Raw genomic sequence first — 16,326 nt, forward strand, 5'->3', positions numbered from 1 at the left:
CGGCTATCATCCCTGCTAATCATTCACTACCGAGGATGCACTGGATGTATCCACGTCTACAAGACTCGAATCATTCCCAAAGTTTTCTTGCCCCGCCTCACCACAGTCCAGCCACCGGCGAGCGTATCGCCACGCGAAACCACGGCATCGGCGTCCGTCGCCTTCTCGTTGTTGACGTACGCACCACCTTCGCCGATGGCCCGACGAGCAGCTGACTTTGAGTCGACAACGCCTGCCGCGACCAGCGCGTCCACCAGGGAAATACCATCCTCGACGTCCACCCCGCCGATCTCGGCCGCACAGCCGTCGAGGGTTCGCCTATCGAGTCCAGCCAACTCACCTCGCCCAAAGATCGCCTGGGACGCCACAACTGCAGCCTCCGCGGCATCGGCGCCGTGGACGAGTGTCGTCACCTCGAGTGCGAGGACCTTCTGCGCCTCGCGACGGAAGGGCTCCTCGGCCACCTTGATCTCGAGCTCGGCTATCTGTTCCTGAGAGAGGAAAGTGAAGTACTTGAGGTACTGAATCACGTCCCCATCGGCACTTCCGAGCCAGAACTGGTACATCGAGTACGGCGAGGTCATCTCGGCATCGAGCCAGATGGCACCGCCCTCGGACTTACCAAATTTAGTGCCGTCAGTCTTCGTCACCAACGGAGTGGCGAGAGCGTGTGCCTGACCGCCCTCGGACTTGCGAATCAGTTCAGCGCCGCCAAGCAGATTGCCCCACTGGTCGGAGCCCCCGGTCTGCAGCGTGCACCCGTAGCGGCGGAAGAGTTCGGCGTAGTCCATCGCCTGCATGACCTGGTAACTGAACTCGGTGTACGAGATCCCCTCGTCAGAGTTGAGTCGGCGCGCCACTGTCTCCTTCGCGAGCATCGTCCCCATTCGGAAGTACTGGCCAACGTCGCGCAGGAACGCGATCGCGTCCATGTCCTTAGTCCAGTCATAGTTATTCACCATGCGCGCGGCGTTATCGCCTTCAAAGCTCATGAGGGGCTCGATCTGGCTTCGAATGCGTTCCACCCACTGGTGGACGACATCCACGGGGTTGAGGGTGCGCTCCCCCGACATGCGCGGATCGCCGATCAGGCCGGTCGCGCCACCCACAAGCAGGAGAGGCTTGTGGCCGGCATCCTGAAACCTGCGCACGGTCAGGATCTGCATCAGGTTCCCGACATGCAGGCTGGGCGCAGTGGGGTCAAACCCGCAATACAGCGTCACTGGTCCCTCGTCGAGGGCCTTGCGAAGCGCGGCATCGTCGGTGGTCTGAGAGATGAGCCCGCGCCAGGCGAGTTCGTCGAGAATGTTCGTCATAATGCGTTCATTGTGCCAGGGGAACGCGGACTCGCTGCAAGCGGCATGCGCGCCCTTGCCGAGACGCGAACCAAACAGTGCGTCTACGCGTCTGGGATCGGTGCGGTGCCATCAATCTCGATGTGCGAGCCGGCGCGGGTCTGCTGCACGTCGTGATGGATCAGTTCGAGGACTTGCCAGCGCTCCCAGTCGTCCCGCATTGCCTCGCCATCGCGCTGAATCCCTCGGCGCAGTCGCTCAGACCAGGGTGCCTCTACATAGAGAACAAGTGAGGCGAACGGGCGGGCTGCGCGCTGAGCGACCCCGACTCCCTCAATGATCAGGAACGGGGTGGCGGGAACGTCGATCACCGCACCACGACGCGACGCATGCCAGTCCCAGGCAGCAAACGATGCTTCCTCGCCTCGGGCTAGCGGCTCCAAAATCTGCTCGCCGAGGGTGGGCCACATTGTGTCGAGCCCGCTCCAGCCCTCGTAGATGTCATCGCCATGAACCACTTGAGCATCGAGTGCCTTGCCGAGTCGTCCCGCCAGAGTGGTCTTGCCCGAACCGGCAGGACCATCGATGAGCAGTAACCGCGTGGTTGCCAGGTGAGGGTCCCTGCGACGCACCTCATCGGCGAGGGCCGCGATACTCGGATTCTGCATGGGCCAAGGATACGGTGGCGCAATGCACCCCTCCGTCACCCGGGTCCAAGAGGCCCTCGTCGCTGCCGGCCTTCCCATCACAGTGCGCGTCCTAGACGCGCCTACGCCGACCGCGCTCGCCGCCGCGACCCTTCTGGGCTGCGACGTTGGCGCGATCGCCAATTCACTGGTGTTCACTGCGGACGACGTGCCCATCTTGGTCATGACCAGTGGCGCGCACCGTATCGACACCAGCGTGCTGGCAGAGCAGATCGGCGCTCTGCGCATTGGCCGCGCCACTCCTGACCAGGTGCGCGACACCACAGGTCAGCCCATTGGCGGAGTCGCGCCAGTGGGTCATCCTGCGCCAGTGCGTACGTATATAGATGTGACACTGCGCGATTATGACGAGTTGTGGGCGGCCGGCGGCATCCCTGCGTCGCTGTTTGGGATCTCCTACACGGATCTGGTGCGGGTCACCCACGGCACTGAAGTGACCGTGACTCGCTAGTTTCAACCATCAGGTGAACATGAGAGCGCTGAACGGCTCAGATTCAACCATTTCCTGAACGCTGGAGAGGGGCGAGCGGTACGCAGCCCTGCTAGGAGACGTCGACCGTGCGAGTCGCCTTGGTGAAGTCCGAGAGCGTGTCCAGGTTGGGGGCCTCACACATACCGGGCGTGGTCGGGACACGGATATAGCCGTCCTCCAGCACGAACGGCGTCGTGATGTCCTGTGCGTAAAACCTGCTCGATGCGGAGATGTCGCCGGGCAGCGTGAACCCTGGCAAACCGGCCAGGGCTGCGTTCGCTCCCCTGCCGATTCCCGTCTCGAGCATGCCTCCGCACCACACTGCAGTTCCATGCGCGCTAGCGAGGTCGTGAATGCGCCGCGCCTCGAGGTAGCCGCCAACGCGTGAGGGCTTGATATTGATAATCGCCGCGGCTCCCATGGAGATCGCGTCGGCGGCCGATGCTGCACTCACCACGGATTCATCCAGGCACATGGGCGTCTGCATCACGCGGGCAAGTTCGGCATGCTGGCGCAGGTCGTCCTCGGCGAGGGGCTGCTCGATCAGCAGCAGGTCGTACGCGTCGAGCTTGCGCAGCTGCGCCGCGTCCACCAACGTATAGGCCGCGTTCGCGTCCACCTGCAGCGGCACGTCAGGGTGAGCCTCGCGCACTGCGCGCACAGGGTCAACGTCCCAGCCGGGCTTGATCTTGAGCTTGATGCGCTGGTAGCCCTCCGCGAGGTAATCATCCACCACGCTCAGCAGTTGCGCTACGGAGTCCTGGATACCCACCGACACTCCGGAGGGAACTTTGTCGCGCGTCACCCCCAGGTAGTCCGCGAACGACGTGCCCGCCGCCTTCAATTGGGCGTCGAGCACGGCCATCTCGAGGGCCGCCTTCGCCATCCGCTGGCCGACGATGGGCTCCAGGTAATGTCCCACGGTCTCTGCGGTGATACCGCCCTCGCGCTGAGCCGCTCCGAGCAGCGGCAAAAGGAAGCGCTCGCTCACGTCGAGCACTCCCGTGGTGTGCTCCTCGGAGTACACCGGCTCCGCCAGCGCGCCGCACTCGCCCCATCCCGTCACTTGCGTTCCATCTACCTCGACCTGCACCTCCACCACCAGCATCTTGCGCGCGGTCTGTGTGGAGAACGAGGTGGTGAATGGCGTCACCAACGGAATCTCGAGCGAGTGATACGTGGCGGAGATGATCTGCAGCGTCATGATGTGGGCCTTTCCACGAGGTAGCCGGTTTGAGGTTCAAATCCTGTGACTCGCCAGCCGTCGCCGAGCAAGGGTGCCATCGCATCCCGCAGCGCCGTGCGCCAAGCCGACGCCTGTGCCGGGTTGGTCGCACGCAGTCCTTCGATATCGCGCGGGATGGCCAGCGTCACGGCGGCCGATGCCGAGGTTGGGTTGGCCTGTGGCGAGCCGTCTGGTGCGACGACGAGCACTGGGGCCGCTCCCGCGTGCGAGGCAGGAAGCTCGGCGCTGTCCGAAACGTACGGGCGGTCGAGGTGCCAACGCACTAGGGCGCGGTCACTTCCCTGGCCTGCGTTGATACCGTCGGGCATGTTGCCGTAGAAGTCCACGAGGTACTCGTCGATCTGGGCACCTAAGCGAACGATGTTGATGTGCGCGTTGCGCGAGACCAACGGGTCGAAGGTCCACGTCACCTCGGTCACGCCGCGATCTAGGCACCAGGCACGCTGGTGGAGTTTCAGCGCGCGGCCGATGCCGGGGCGGCCCAGTCCCGGCCGCACCCCGGCGACGTGGGAGTGAAGCGCCACGCCGAGCGGAGTCGCGAAGAATCCGGCGGCAGCGCCGACGACCAGGTGTTCACCCGTGTTCGGCCTATCGGCCGCAGGTTCCGCGCGGGCGTCGACCGCGACAACGGCATAGCCACCGCCGTGCTCGAGCGCGACGAGTAGTGCTGCCTCGACCGGCTTAGTTCCCCAGATCTCTTCCAGCAGCGCGGTCGCGACCCAGGGGTCGGTGCCCGTCACCTGGCGGACGTCGACGCCTACGCGCGTCGTGAGAGCGCGGTAGTCGGCCCAGGCGTCAGCGCAGATGGCAGCGTTGTGGGTATCGCTCATTTGCGTGCCTGCCCCAGGACATCCTCGATCAGCAGGGCCAACAGGGCCGTGCGGTGCGGGACGTGTGACAGCTCGACATGCTCAGAATCGGCGTGCGCTCCCCCGCCCACGCCTCCCAGCCCGTCCAGCGTGGGGACGCCGATGCCGGCGGTGAAGTTGCCGTCGGAGGCACCACCTACGGCGACGTCGCGCAGGTCGGTGATGCCAGCATCGGGCGCCAGACGTGCAGCGCGAGCAAACAATCCCTTCGCGCTGGCAAGTTCGAGCGGCGGGCGGTTGATGCCGCCGGTGACGGTGATGGTTGCGCCGGCGAGCGCGGGGGCAAGCTCGCAGATCTGGGCATCGACGCGTTCGAGTTCGGCGGCAGTGCGCGCGCGCACGTCGACGTCGACGCTCGCCTGAGCGGGGACGGTGTTGGTCGTGGTGCCAATGCGGCCGCTCGTGGGCGTCACAGTAGTGCCCTGTTCGGCGTTGGCGAGGGCGGCGATCGCGGGAATCTGGTGCGAGAGTTCGACACCGGCGTTGATACCGGACTCGGGGTCGAGGCCCGCGTGCGAGGCCCTGCCATTGGCGTGGACCGTATACATCGAGGTGCCCTTGCGCTCAGTTTTGAGCGTTCCGCCAGGTCCGGATGCCTCAAGGACAAATACCGCGTTGCAGCCGCGTGCCTCATCCTCCAGCAATGCGCGTGAGGTCTGCGAGCCGACCTCCTCGTCGCCGGTAACCAAAATGGTAACGCCATCCACGGCATCGGCGCCGTTGAGTTCGGCCAACAGTGCCGTGGCGTGCGCCGCCTGGACCAAGCCGATTGCCATGTCGAAGCAGCCAGGTCCGCGCAGGACGTCGTCCTGAACGCTGAACGGCATGGACTCAAGAGTGCCGTGCGGCCAGACAGTGTCGTGATGGCCGAGCAGTAGGACGCGACGGGGACCGGAGCCGATACGCCAGCGCAGATGGGTAACTCCATCTATCACGATGCTGTCGACCGCGGTGTCAATGCCGGCCTGAGCGAGTGGTGCCCCCAGCGTCTCCGCGACGAGTGCCGCGCTACATCTGATCGCCTCGTGGTCGTTGGATGGAGACTCGAACTTGATGATGCGTTCGACGTCGCTCAGCATCTGGGGCATCCGTGCGGTGCACGAGGTCAGCACGTCTATTGGCATGCCATACATACTGCCAGCGTTGAGCACATTGAATTCACTGCCGAGCACAGGGCACAGAGTGGGCCGTTCGCGCTGCGATCTGCGAGTTGGTTGTTCGCGAACTCGACACTGGCACCCGCGTATGAAGAGACGCGGGTGCCAGTTCCTGGTGACACCTACAGTGATCTGGTTGGCACCTCAGGCGTGGATCAGAACTTCTTGGAGTTCAAGCACTTGGCCAACGCGGCAGCCTCATCGGCATTGAAGTCGAATATGGTGCCGTTCGCTCCCTTGCCGTCGACGGCGCCGTAAATCCCGAGTTTCGTCAGACCACACTTGCGGTCAATCACTGCTCGCAGTTTCTCTGTCGTAGCCGGCCCCCAAGCCCCGTCTACCGTGATGTTTGCAGTCAGCCCCCCATCCTGAGCATTTAGGTAGGACTGCAACGATTTCGCCCTAGAACTCGTTGCTCCGTACCGTTCCCAGGCCGGGCTACGGCCAAAGTTGCTTCCATCCTGCGGCTGACCGATGGCCTGCGAAAGGCGGTTCCAGTGCGACGTGCCCCACCAAGTGCCGGAGCCGCTCGTCGTCACCTGCTTGACGGTAGTTGTGGTGGGCTTGGGCGTAACCGTTGGCGTAGGCGTTGTGGTGGGCTTAGCACCTGTGGCCTTCTTGGCGAGCTCGGGCTTGATGCGCATGTAGGTCAAGTCACTGCGCACCGTCGAGATCTTCGCGATGTGGCCGGGAGTCGTCGCCTCGACCATCTTGTCGCCGCCAATGTAAATGGCGATGTGGCCAGGCTTGAACAACACGTCGCCCGGCAGTCGGTCCGCCTTGGCGATCGCGTTGAAGCGACTCTTCTGGTTCGTGGTGCCGACGCTCCACGAGCCCGAGTTCTTGACTCCGCCGCTCCACTCGATGTCGAGTCCGATCGCACTGTATGCGTAGCGTGTGAGGCCGGAACAGTCCATGTAGCCGGACGTCAAGGACACCACACTCGCGGCACTACCCGTCTGCTTTGTCGCGCCGGGCTTTGTCTTAGAGTGCCCATATCCAAAGGCGCTCCCGTACATCGTCTTCGCTGTGGAGACTTCCTTAGCCTTTGCAACAATCGCATTTCGCTGCGCAGTTGTGAGTGGGTCGCTAGCGGCCGATGCTATCGGTGCGGTCAGAAAAACACTAGACATGGTAATCGCCACTATTGTCGCCAGACTGACGAATGTCCTACGTCGTCTGGTGGGCAAGATGCTGCTGGTCACGCGGGTCCCCTTTGAACCTAGGCGACGCACGTTGTTGCGCGCCGTCGGGTTGAATATAGAGGCTGCGCCAAAAACGGTAAAGCCCCCCAAACAGGGGGCATTGCCAGTTGTTTCAAGCAGAGATATGCGCTCGAGAACTATCGCCGAACGACGTCGTCCTTACACCGATGCGGGCTTGGTCCAGGGCCGGAAGTGCTTGACGCGCGTGCGTGCCAGCTTTCCCTGCTCGATGACGCGAGCGGGGGCGGTTCCGCCAACTCCGTCGCGTGCAGCTAGTGAGCCTTCGACGGTCAGCACCTCGAGCACCCCCTCGTTGAGGTGTGGCGAGATCGCCGACAACTCCTGCGGGGTCATCTGGTGCAGCTCCTTGTCTCGCTTCTCGCACAGGCGAACACAGGAACCCGCGACCTCGTGGGCCTCGCGGAACGGCACGCCCTGCTTGACGAGCCACTCGGCGATGTCGGTCGCGAGCGAGAAACCCGCCGGAGCGAGCTCCGCCATGCGCTCAGTCTGGAACCGCAACGTACGCACCATGCCGGAGAAGGCGGGAAGCAGAACCTCAAGGGTGTCGACGGCGTCGAACACCGGCTCGTGAACCTCCTGGATGTCGCGGTTGTAAGCGAGCGGCAGGCCCTTGAGAGTCGCGAGCAAGCCCGTGAGATCGCCGATGAGGCGCCCAGCCTTGCCGCGCGCGAGCTCCGCGATGTCAGGGTTCTTCTTCTGCGGCATGATCGACGAGCCGGTCGAGTACGCGTCGTCGAGCTTGGCGAAGCCGAACTCCACGGTCGCCCACGCAATGACCTCCTCGGAAATCCGGGATAGGTCAATGCCTATCATCGCGGTCACCCACGAGAACTCGGCGATGACGTCGCGCGATGCAGTCGCGTCGATCGAGTTTTCCATGGGGCCCTCGAAGCCGAGCTCCGCCGCCACGGCTGCAGGGTCGAGCCCCAGCGTCGAGCCGGCCAGCGCGCCTGCCCCGTAGGGAGAGTACGCGGCGCGCGCGTCCCAGTCCGTGAGGCGCTCGACATCTCGCAGCAACGGCCACGCGTGAGCAAGTAGGTGGTGTCCCAACGTGACGGGCTGAGCGTGCTGGAAGTGAGTGCGGCCCGGCATCGGGTCGTCGATGTGGCGATCAGCCTGCTCCAGCAGCGCGTCCACGACGTCGAGCACCTGTGAGCCAATGAGGCGCGCGTGGCGACGCAGATACATGCGTGGCAACGTGGCGATCTGGTCGTTGCGTGAGCGGCCCGCGCGTAGTTTGCCGCCCAGGTCGTTGCCGACCTTGAGGAGCAACATGCGCTCAAGGGCCCCGTGCACGTCCTCGTCGCTGGCACTTACGCGCGCCTTGCCCTCGCGGACGTCCTCACGGAGCGACTCGAGGCCCGCGACCATGTCCAGGGTCTCCTGGGCACTGAGCAGCCCGGCCTTCTCTAGCGCGTGAGCGTGGGCGATGGACCCGATCAGGTCCTCGTCCGCGTAGCGCCAATCAAAGTGAGTCGACTTGCTGAGAGCGGCGAGCGCAGCTGCAGGACCGTCCTCAAAACGACCTCCCCACAGTGCGCCCTCGTTCGTGGCGCTGTCGCCCTCGCTCTTGCCGGACTGCTCTGCCATGGCTATCCCTTCAAGCGGTTCTGGCGTGCCGCTGCCTGCTTGGCTGCGAGGCCATAGATCTCGATGAAACCGCGCGCGGCGCTCTGGTCGAACGCGTCGCCCTCATCGTAGGTCGCCAGGTTGAAGTCGTACAGGCCGGTGTCCGAGCGACGGCCGGTCACGACGGCCTTGCCACCGTGCAGGTCCATGCGAATGTCGCCGTTCACGTACTGCTGGGTGTCGTTGATGAACGCGTCGAGCGAGTCCTTCAGCGGCGATGACCACATGCCTTCGTAGACCAGGTCGGTCCAGCGGTCGGAGATGGTGCGCTTGAAGCGGGCCTGGTCACGCTCAAGGCACACGTTCTCGAGCTCGCGGTGAGCCTCGATGAGCGCGATGGCGCCGGGAGCCTCGTAAACCTCGCGTGACTTGATGCCCACAAGACGGTCCTCGACGATGTCGATGCGGCCCACACCCTGCGCGCCTGCACGCTGGTTGAGCTGCTCGATGGCCTGCAGCGGGGTGACCTTCTGGCCGTCGATCGCGACGGGGATGCCCTCACGGAACGTGATGACAACCTCGTCGGGCACAGGCGGGAATGCGGGGTCGTCGGTGTACTCGTAGACGTCCTTGGTGGGTGCGTTCCAGATGTCCTCAAGGAATCCAGTCTCCACCGCGCGTCCCCACACGTTCTGGTCAATCGAGAACGGGTTCTTCTTGGTGGTCACGATCGGCAGGTTGTGCTTCTCCGCGTATTCAATGGCGCGGTCACGCGTCAGGGCGAGGTCACGCACGGGCGCGATGCACTTGAGGTCGGGAGCCAGCGAAGTGATTCCCACCTCGAAGCGAACCTGGTCGTTGCCCTTGCCGGTGCAGCCGTGCGACACGGTGGTGGCGCCGAACTCGCGGGCTGCCTTGACGAGGTGGGACACGATCGCGGGGCGCGACAGCGCCGAGACCAGCGGGTACTTGTCGTGGTAGAGCGCGTTCGCCTTGAGGGCCGGCATGCAGTACTGCTCCGCGAACTCGTCGCGCGCGTCGGCCACGTAGGCCTCGACGGCGCCGCAGTCCAATGCGCGCTGGCGGATGACCTCGAGGTCCTCGCCTCCCTGTCCCACGTCCACGGCCACGGCAATAACCTCGGCGCCCGTGGCATCGGCGATCCAGCCGATGGCCACCGAGGTGTCCAAGCCGCCCGAGTAGGCCAGCACAATACGTTCAGTCATTTCAATTACCTCTTCTTAAGTCGGTCGTTCAGATGTTCGTTTGGGAAGTCTTGGTGAGGGCCGGTAGCGGCCGGTTTTGTGCGGGCCCGATGCGTCTCTAGTGCAACGTGCCCGATGCTCGGTCGAGGAATCTTTGGGCCAGAGCCATCCCGCCATGAGGGTCGCGGGAGATCACCATGACGGTGTCGTCACCCGCGACGGTTCCGACGATGTCGAGGTCGTCGTGGCCATCGATCGCGCTCGCCAAATATTGCGCGGCGCCCGAGGGCGTGCGGATCACGGTGAGGTTCGCGGAGCCATCGGCGCTAAACAGCAGTTCGCTGCACAGGCGCGACAGCCGCTGGTCCGAACTCTCGGAAGCCTCTCCACTCTCTCCGACCGCGTAGACATGTCCCCCGGCCATCGCGCGTACCTTGACCGCGCCGATGTCCACGAGGTCACGCGACAGCGTGGCCTGGGTCACGGAGATGTCTGCCGCCTCGAGACGGCCCGCGAGGTCACCCTGCGAACGGATGGGCTCCGACTCGATCAGGCGCCTAATCAGCGCCTGGCGTGCCGCCTTAGTCGCGGGAATCTTGGTCAACGGGTTCACTGCTCCTCCAACCAGGCAAGCAGCGCCTTCTGCGCGTGCAGGCGGTACTCCGCCTCTAGCCAGACGATGCTCTGGTCGCCATCAATGGCCTCCGCGGAGATCTCCTTGCCCCGGTAGGCAGGCAGGCAGTGCAGCACGTGGGCGCCGGCGGCCGCGAGTTCGAGCGACGCCGCGTTGACCTGAAAGTCGGCAAAAACCGTGGAGCGCTGGTCAGTCTGCAACTCGTCGCCCATTGAAATCCACGTGTCAGTGGCCACGGCATCCGCACCGCGCACCGCGTCGTCGTGGTGGTGGGTGACAACCACCGAACCGCCTGTTGACTCCGCGATGAGTTCCGCCTTGGCGACGACCTCCGGGTGCGGAAGGTAGCCCTCCGGGGTGCCGATGCGCACGTGCATGCCCGCAGTCGCACCGCCGAGCAAATACGAGTGCGCCATGTTGTTGGCACCGTCGCCTACATACGCGAAGTTGAGTCCTGCCAACGCGTCTACCGAGCCGCGCTCGTCCGCAATCGCGGCGAAGTCGGCCAGAATCTGGCACGGGTGAAAAAGGTCAGTCAGGGCGTTAACCACGGGCACAGTCGAGTAGGCAGCCATCTCCTCGAGGCGTTCCTGACCAAACGTGCGCCACACGATCGCGCTGACCTGACGGTCAAGGACCCGCGCGGTGTCCGCGATGGACTCGCCACGTCCAAGCTGCGAGGTGAGCGAGTCGATGACCAGCGGATACCCGCCGAGCTCAGCGATACCGGCCGCAAACGACACCCGGGTGCGCGTGGACGGCTTGTCAAAAATCACCGCGACAGCCTTGGGGCCGAGGAACGGTTGCTTGATGTAGCGGTCCTGACGGAAGTCCAGCGCGAGCTGCAACACCTCGCGCTGCTGCGCGGGAGTGAGGTCGTCATCCCTCAAGAAGTGCCTAGTCACGCTCGCTCTCCTGTTCTTGCGCGTCCTCGGAGGTCGGCGTCGCCTCGACAGCTGTCACCTCAATCGGATGCTTGCTGACGTACTGGGTGAACCAATCAATGAACGTGTCTGCCTCGGCAGTGGTCAGGTTCAGCGCGGGGGCAAGACGCAGCGTGTCAGGTGACGGCGGGTTGATGATGAAGCCCGCCTCGACGGCCGCGGCCGCGATCTCCGCGCTCACGGGCGCTGCCAGGCCGATGCCGAGCAACAACCCTTCGCCCCGAACCTCGGTAACGCCCGCAACGGCACCCAGCGTGGTGCGCAGGTGCTCCCCCACAGACTTGACGTTCGCAATGAGACCCTCGTCCTCGACCGTGCGCAGGGTCGCCAGAGCGACGGCCGCTCCGAGAGCATTCCCCCCGAACGTGGTGCCGTGGTCGCCCTTGGTCAACAAGTTGCCGGCGCGCTCGCCGTACGCAATGACCGCTCCCATGGGGAAACCGCCGCCCAGACCCTTCGCGAGTGTCATCACGTCGGGCGTGATGCCGTGTAGTTGGTGCGCAAACCACGCGCCGGTGCGAGCGACGCCAGTCTGAATCTCATCGATGATGAGCAGCGCATCGTGACGTGCCGTGAAGATCCTTGCTGCAGCCATGAAGCCGTGCGTCAGCGGGCGCACCCCAGCCTCGCCCTGAATGGGCTCGAGGATGATCGCAGCTAGGTCGTCGCCGGCTTCGGTGGCGGCCGCTCGAAGAGCCTCGACGTCTCCGGCAGGCACAAAGATCACACCACCCGGCATCGGCTCAAACGGCTCCCGAATCGCGGGCTTGTGCGTCATCGCAAGCGCGCCCATGGTGCGGCCGTGGAAACTGCCCTCGAGAGCAATGATGGTGCCCTTGCCTGTGCGACGCGCCATCTTGAACGCGGCCTCGTTGGCTTCAGCACCCGAGTTGGAGAAGAACACGCGCGAACCAGTGGGGGCATTCGCGAGGTCGAGCAGCTTCTCGGCCAGTTCGATCTGCGGCTTGGTCGCGAAGAAGTTTGACGTGTGAGCGAGAGTCTGTGCCTGCTGCGTGATCGCCGCGACCCATGCGGGGTGGGCGTGACCGAGCGTATTGACGGCAATACCACCCAAGAGGTCCAGGTACTTGTTGCCGTCGGCATCCCAGACGTAGCTACCCTCGCCGCGCTCAATAACGCGCATCGGCTGGCCGTACGTGCCCATCAGGGCGTGGCTGTAGCGCTGAAGTTCAGCCGCGCCCTTGTCGAGGCCGGCGCCGCCGTGTTCGTAGGGAGGCTGCGCGCTCATGATGCCCACAGTTCGACGTCGTCGGGGCGCACGAGGGTGCCAACTCCCGAACTGGTGAAGATCTCCGTCAGGATGGAGTGCGGTTCGCGGCCATCAATAATGTGCGCGTGCGAGACGCCTCCACGCACTGCCCGCAGGCACGCCTCCATCTTGGGCACCATGCCCGAAGCGAGTCCGGGCAGCAGGTTTTCGACGTCCGTTGCGTGGATGCGGCGCACTAGCGAGGTGCGGTCTGGCCAGTTCGCGTACAGACCCTCCACGTCGGTCAGCATGATCAGCTTGCGCGCGCGCAGCGCCACGGCGATCGCGGCGGCTGCGGTGTCCGCGTTAACATTCAGCACCGTGGTGGGGTCATCGACGTCGGGTGCGACCGTAGAGACCACGGGGATGCGTCCGGCGTGGATGATGTCCTCGACCGCGGCGGGGTTGACCTTGACGACGTCGCCCACGAGTCCCACGTCCACGGGCTCGCCGTCGACCGTGGCCTTGCGACGCTTGGCCTGGAGCAGACCGGCGTCCTCGCCTGAGAGTCCAACCGCCAGCGGGCCGTGGTCGTTGATGAGCCCCACCAACTCGCGCGACACGGAGCCAGTGAGCACCATGCGCACCACGTCCATCGCCTCGGGCGTGGTGACGCGCAGGCCTCCTCGAAATTCGGACTCGATGCCCAACTTGGTGAGCATCTCGGAGATCTGCGGTCCGCCGCCGTGCACCACCACTGGGTACAGGCCGAGCAGGCGCAGGTGGACAACGTCCTGGGCGAAGGCTCGCTTGAGCTCGTCGTCGATCATGGCGTTGCCGCCGTACTTGATGACGACGGTGGCGCCCTTGTACGTCTCGATCCAGGGCATGGCATCGATAAGGACGCCCACCTTCTGGTTGGCGCTCAGGTCGGGTAGTTCAAAGTCATGGCTCATGATGAATATGCACTGTTCTCGTGGACGTAGTCATGGGTGAGGTCGTTGGTCCAAATGGTGGCCTGGGCGTCGCCTGCGTGCAGGTCGAGCACCACGAATACCTCGCGGCCGGTCAGGTCGACCAGGTCGCGGTCGTCGCCCACGCCGGAGGCGCGGCACACGTGGATGCCGTTGACGTGAACGTCGAGATTAGTCGCGTCGAACGGGGCGACGTCCTCGGGGACAGTTCCCGCTGCGGAGATGATGCGACCCCAGTTGGGATCGTTACCAAAGATCGCGGTCTTGAACAGGTTCGAGCGGGTGATGGCGCGCGCAACCTGTTCCGCGGCGTCCTCCGAACTCGCGTTCGTGACGGTCACCGAGATATCGTGTTTGGCGCCTTCAGCGTCGGCAACAAGCCCGCGCGACAACTGCGCGCACACGTCGGTCAGCGCGGCCTGGAACTCCTCAGGTGTGGGCGTCACCCCCGATGCGCCGGATGCCAGAAGCAACACGGTGTCGTTGGTGGACATGCAACCGTCCGAGTCAACCCGGTTCAGCGTGGTGGCGACCGCACGGATCAGCGCGGCCTGGGCGACCTCGGAATCAATCGCGGCGTCAGTCGTGACGACGCACAGCATCGTGGCCATGCCGGGCGCGAGCATGCCGGCGCCCTTGGCCATGCCGCCCACGACCCAGCCGTCGCCGTCTGAAGTGGCGAGCTTGGGCACGGAGTCGGTGGTCATGATCGCGTGTGCGGCATCATCCCCGCCGGTGGCGGAAAGCTCCGCAACGCTCTGGTCAACGCCACCGAGCAGCTTGTCCATGGGAAGGCGCACGCCAATCAGTCCCGTAGAGCACACGGCCACGTCGGTGGCGGAGACGTCGCGGCCAGCAGCCTGCAGCGCCTCGGAGGTGTGCTCGGCGGTGCGGTGGGTGTCGACAAACCCCTCGGGACCCGTCGCCGCGTTCGCGCCGCCCGAGTTGAGGATGACGGCGTCAACGCGGCCGTCCGCGATGACCTCGCGCGACCAGGCGATCGGTGCGGCAAAGACTCGGTTAGTGGTGAAGACCCCCGCGCCCACCTTGGTGGGGCCGGTGTTCACGACGAGCGCCACATCCTTGGCGCCGGTGGACTTGAGTTCAGCAGCGACGCCAGCGGCCTCGAATCCCTGTGCATACGTCACGCTCACGGTGCGACTCCAATCGTGGTCAGTCCGGTGGTCTCCGGCAGCCCGAGCGCAATATTCATTGACTGCAGCGCGGCGCCGGCGGTGCCCTTGACAAGGTTGTCGATTGCGGCGATCACCACGACCTTGCCAGCCTTCTTGTCGACCGTGACCTGGACGAGCGCAGTGTTGGCGCCCAACGTCGCCGCGGTCGTGGGCCACTGCCCCTCTGGCAGCAGGTGCACGAATGGCTCATCGGCGTAGGCCGCCGCCCAGGCACCGCGCACCGCGTCGGCATCCGCTCCGGCGGCAAGAGGTGCCGTGATGGTCGCGAGAATTCCGCGCGCCATCGGCACCAGGACGGGCGTGAAGCTGATGCGCACGTCGTCCGCGCCAGCCACGCCTAGATTTTGGATGATCTCGGGAATGTGACGGTGCGTGCCGCCCACTGCGTACGGGCTGGCCGCGCCGAGCCCCTCGGAGGCAAGCAGGTTGGTAGCCAACTTCTTGCCAGCACCTGAGTAGCCAACGGAAAGGGTGGTGACGATGTTGGTGGGGTCGATCAGGCCGGCCGCGACGCCAGGCTGAAGGCCAAGGGTCACGGCGGTGACGTTGCACCCGGGGACGGCGATGCGCTTGGTGCCGAGGAGCACATCCCGTTGGTGGCCGTCGGCGGTGATGAGTTCGGGCATGCCATACGGCCAAGTACCCGAGTGGTCACCGCCGTAGTACTCGGCCCAAGCATCGGCACTGGCGAGCCGGTGGTCCGCGCCGCAGTCAATCACGAGCGTCTCGGGCGGAAGTTGTGCCGCAATGTCACCCGATGCGCCGTGCGGCAGGGCGAGCACGACCACATCGTGCCCGGCGAGGTTCTCCGCAGTAGTGGGCACTAGCGTGCGCTCGGCAAGCGGACGCAAGTGCGGCTGGTGAACGCCAACGGCGTCCCCCGCGCTGGAGTGCGCGGTCAGCGCCCCAAACTCGACTTCTGGGTGCGCGCTGAATACTCTGAGGACTTCGCCACCGACATAGCCGGAGGCGCCTGATACTGCGACTGAAATCGTCATGTGCATAAACATACAGTGCTTTGTATGAAATTGCGAGTAGCCCGCGGCGCGGCTCGACTTTAACTTGACCCGCGCAATTCACACATTCGTGACACAGAACAGGCACACTGTTGACATGCAAAACCTCCGACTGCGCGTGATGCGCGAGACAGACGTCCCTGCCGTGACCGCCCTCAACAATGACGCTGCCCCGGCGGTGAACGTTCTCGAGGAGGCCGAGGTCTCCAGCCTGCTCGCCATGTGCGACGTCGCCCTGGTCGCGACAGATCGTGACGGCAATGTCAACGCCTTCCTGCTGAGCCTGGGCGGTGGGCAGCCATACGAGTCGGAGAACTACGCATGGTTCGAAGGTCGCGGCGTGCGCCACCAGTACATTGACCGCATCGTGGTGGGCCCCGGCGCCAAGGGAACCGGCATCGGCCGCGCTCTGTACGAGTCGGTGTTCGAGCGTGCCCGCGAGCGCGGGGCCTCCGAAATTGCCGCCGAAGTCAACGTGCGTCCTCCCAACCCGGGCTCGATCGCGTTCCATGAGAAGCTCGGCTTCCGCCAGCTTGAGGAGCGCGAGACCAAGGGCGGAACTGTCCGCGTCGTCATGCTCTGCCGCGACGTCTACTGACACGC

Annotated in this window: 16 protein-coding genes; 2 read left to right on the forward strand and 14 right to left on the reverse strand. The window is 64.8% G+C overall.

What is annotated here, in order from left to right:
• Positions 1-56: 56 nt before the first annotated feature.
• Entirely contained in the window at positions 57-1,316 is a 1,260-nt protein-coding gene (gene tyrS / locus AOP77_RS00005) for a tyrosine--tRNA ligase (RefSeq protein WP_062207685.1), read from the reverse strand.
• 83 nt (positions 1,317-1,399) lie between these two features.
• Complete coding sequence (locus AOP77_RS00010; RefSeq protein WP_062207687.1) at positions 1,400-1,963, reverse strand: nucleoside/nucleotide kinase family protein; 564 nt, start codon at positions 1,961-1,963, stop codon at positions 1,400-1,402.
• Positions 1,964-1,985: 22 nt separating this feature from the next.
• On the opposite strand from AOP77_RS00010, the gene AOP77_RS00015 reads away from it, so the two are divergent.
• The gene (locus AOP77_RS00015) at positions 1,986-2,453 is read left to right on the forward strand and encodes a YbaK/EbsC family protein (RefSeq protein WP_152649708.1); all 468 of its coding nucleotides are present in this window, start codon (positions 1,986-1,988) and stop codon (positions 2,451-2,453) included.
• A 91-nt stretch (positions 2,454-2,544) separates the two neighbouring features.
• Here the strand turns inward: AOP77_RS00015 and menC are convergent, their stop codons facing one another.
• The 12 genes from menC to argC form a co-directional block, all read right to left on the reverse strand.
• Positions 2,545-3,678: an o-succinylbenzoate synthase gene (menC, locus tag AOP77_RS00020; RefSeq protein WP_062207690.1), complete on the reverse strand. Its 1,134-nt coding sequence runs from the start codon at positions 3,676-3,678 to the stop codon at positions 2,545-2,547.
• Positions 3,675-4,550, reverse strand: a complete 876-nt coding sequence (locus tag AOP77_RS00025) for a hypothetical protein (RefSeq protein WP_062207692.1) — start codon at positions 4,548-4,550, stop codon at positions 3,675-3,677. Before AOP77_RS00025 ends, menC begins: the two co-directional genes overlap by 4 nt.
• On the reverse strand, positions 4,547-5,713 hold the full coding sequence (locus AOP77_RS00030) for a M20 family metallopeptidase (RefSeq protein ID WP_236685715.1): 1,167 nt from the start codon (positions 5,711-5,713) through the stop codon (positions 4,547-4,549). The genes AOP77_RS00025 and AOP77_RS00030 overlap by 4 nt, the downstream gene beginning before the upstream one ends.
• 188 nt (positions 5,714-5,901) lie before the next feature.
• Complete coding sequence (locus AOP77_RS00035; RefSeq protein ID WP_152649709.1) at positions 5,902-6,879, reverse strand: NlpC/P60 family protein; 978 nt, start codon at positions 6,877-6,879, stop codon at positions 5,902-5,904.
• A 231-nt stretch (positions 6,880-7,110) separates the two neighbouring features.
• Entirely contained in the window at positions 7,111-8,565 is a 1,455-nt protein-coding gene (gene argH, locus AOP77_RS00040) for an argininosuccinate lyase (protein ID WP_062207697.1), read from the reverse strand.
• 2 nt (positions 8,566-8,567) lie between these two features.
• Positions 8,568-9,770 carry an argininosuccinate synthase gene (locus AOP77_RS00045; RefSeq protein WP_061964664.1) on the reverse strand — a complete coding sequence of 401 codons (1,203 nt, stop codon included), beginning with the start codon at positions 9,768-9,770 and terminating at the stop codon, positions 8,568-8,570.
• Between the two features lie 97 nt (positions 9,771-9,867).
• Entirely contained in the window at positions 9,868-10,362 is a 495-nt protein-coding gene (argR, locus tag AOP77_RS00050) for an arginine repressor (RefSeq protein ID WP_174435911.1), read from the reverse strand.
• Positions 10,359-11,288 carry an ornithine carbamoyltransferase gene (gene argF, locus AOP77_RS00055; protein WP_062207701.1) on the reverse strand — a complete coding sequence of 310 codons (930 nt, stop codon included), beginning with the start codon at positions 11,286-11,288 and terminating at the stop codon, positions 10,359-10,361. The genes argR and argF overlap by 4 nt, the downstream gene beginning before the upstream one ends.
• On the reverse strand, positions 11,281-12,576 hold the full coding sequence (locus AOP77_RS00060; RefSeq protein WP_084622387.1) for an acetylornithine transaminase: 1,296 nt from the start codon (positions 12,574-12,576) through the stop codon (positions 11,281-11,283). Before AOP77_RS00060 ends, argF begins: the two co-directional genes overlap by 8 nt.
• Complete coding sequence (argB, locus tag AOP77_RS00065) at positions 12,573-13,493, reverse strand: acetylglutamate kinase (RefSeq protein ID WP_062207706.1); 921 nt, start codon at positions 13,491-13,493, stop codon at positions 12,573-12,575. The genes AOP77_RS00060 and argB overlap by 4 nt, the downstream gene beginning before the upstream one ends.
• A complete protein-coding gene (argJ, locus tag AOP77_RS00070) occupies positions 13,490-14,665 on the reverse strand; it encodes a bifunctional glutamate N-acetyltransferase/amino-acid acetyltransferase ArgJ (RefSeq protein ID WP_062207709.1) in 1,176 nt (391 codons plus the stop codon). Before argJ ends, argB begins: the two co-directional genes overlap by 4 nt.
• A complete protein-coding gene (gene argC / locus AOP77_RS00075; protein WP_236685716.1) occupies positions 14,662-15,711 on the reverse strand; it encodes an N-acetyl-gamma-glutamyl-phosphate reductase in 1,050 nt (349 codons plus the stop codon). Before argC ends, argJ begins: the two co-directional genes overlap by 4 nt.
• 109 nt (positions 15,712-15,820) lie before the next feature.
• Between argC and AOP77_RS00080 the strand changes: the two genes are divergently transcribed.
• A complete protein-coding gene (locus tag AOP77_RS00080; protein WP_062207714.1) occupies positions 15,821-16,321 on the forward strand; it encodes a GNAT family N-acetyltransferase in 501 nt (166 codons plus the stop codon).
• The last annotated feature ends 5 nt before the right edge of the window (positions 16,322-16,326 follow it).

The sequence above is a fragment of the Demequina oxidasica genome (assembly GCF_000975115.1).
GTDB classification, from domain to species: domain Bacteria; phylum Actinomycetota; class Actinomycetes; order Actinomycetales; family Demequinaceae; genus Demequina; species Demequina oxidasica.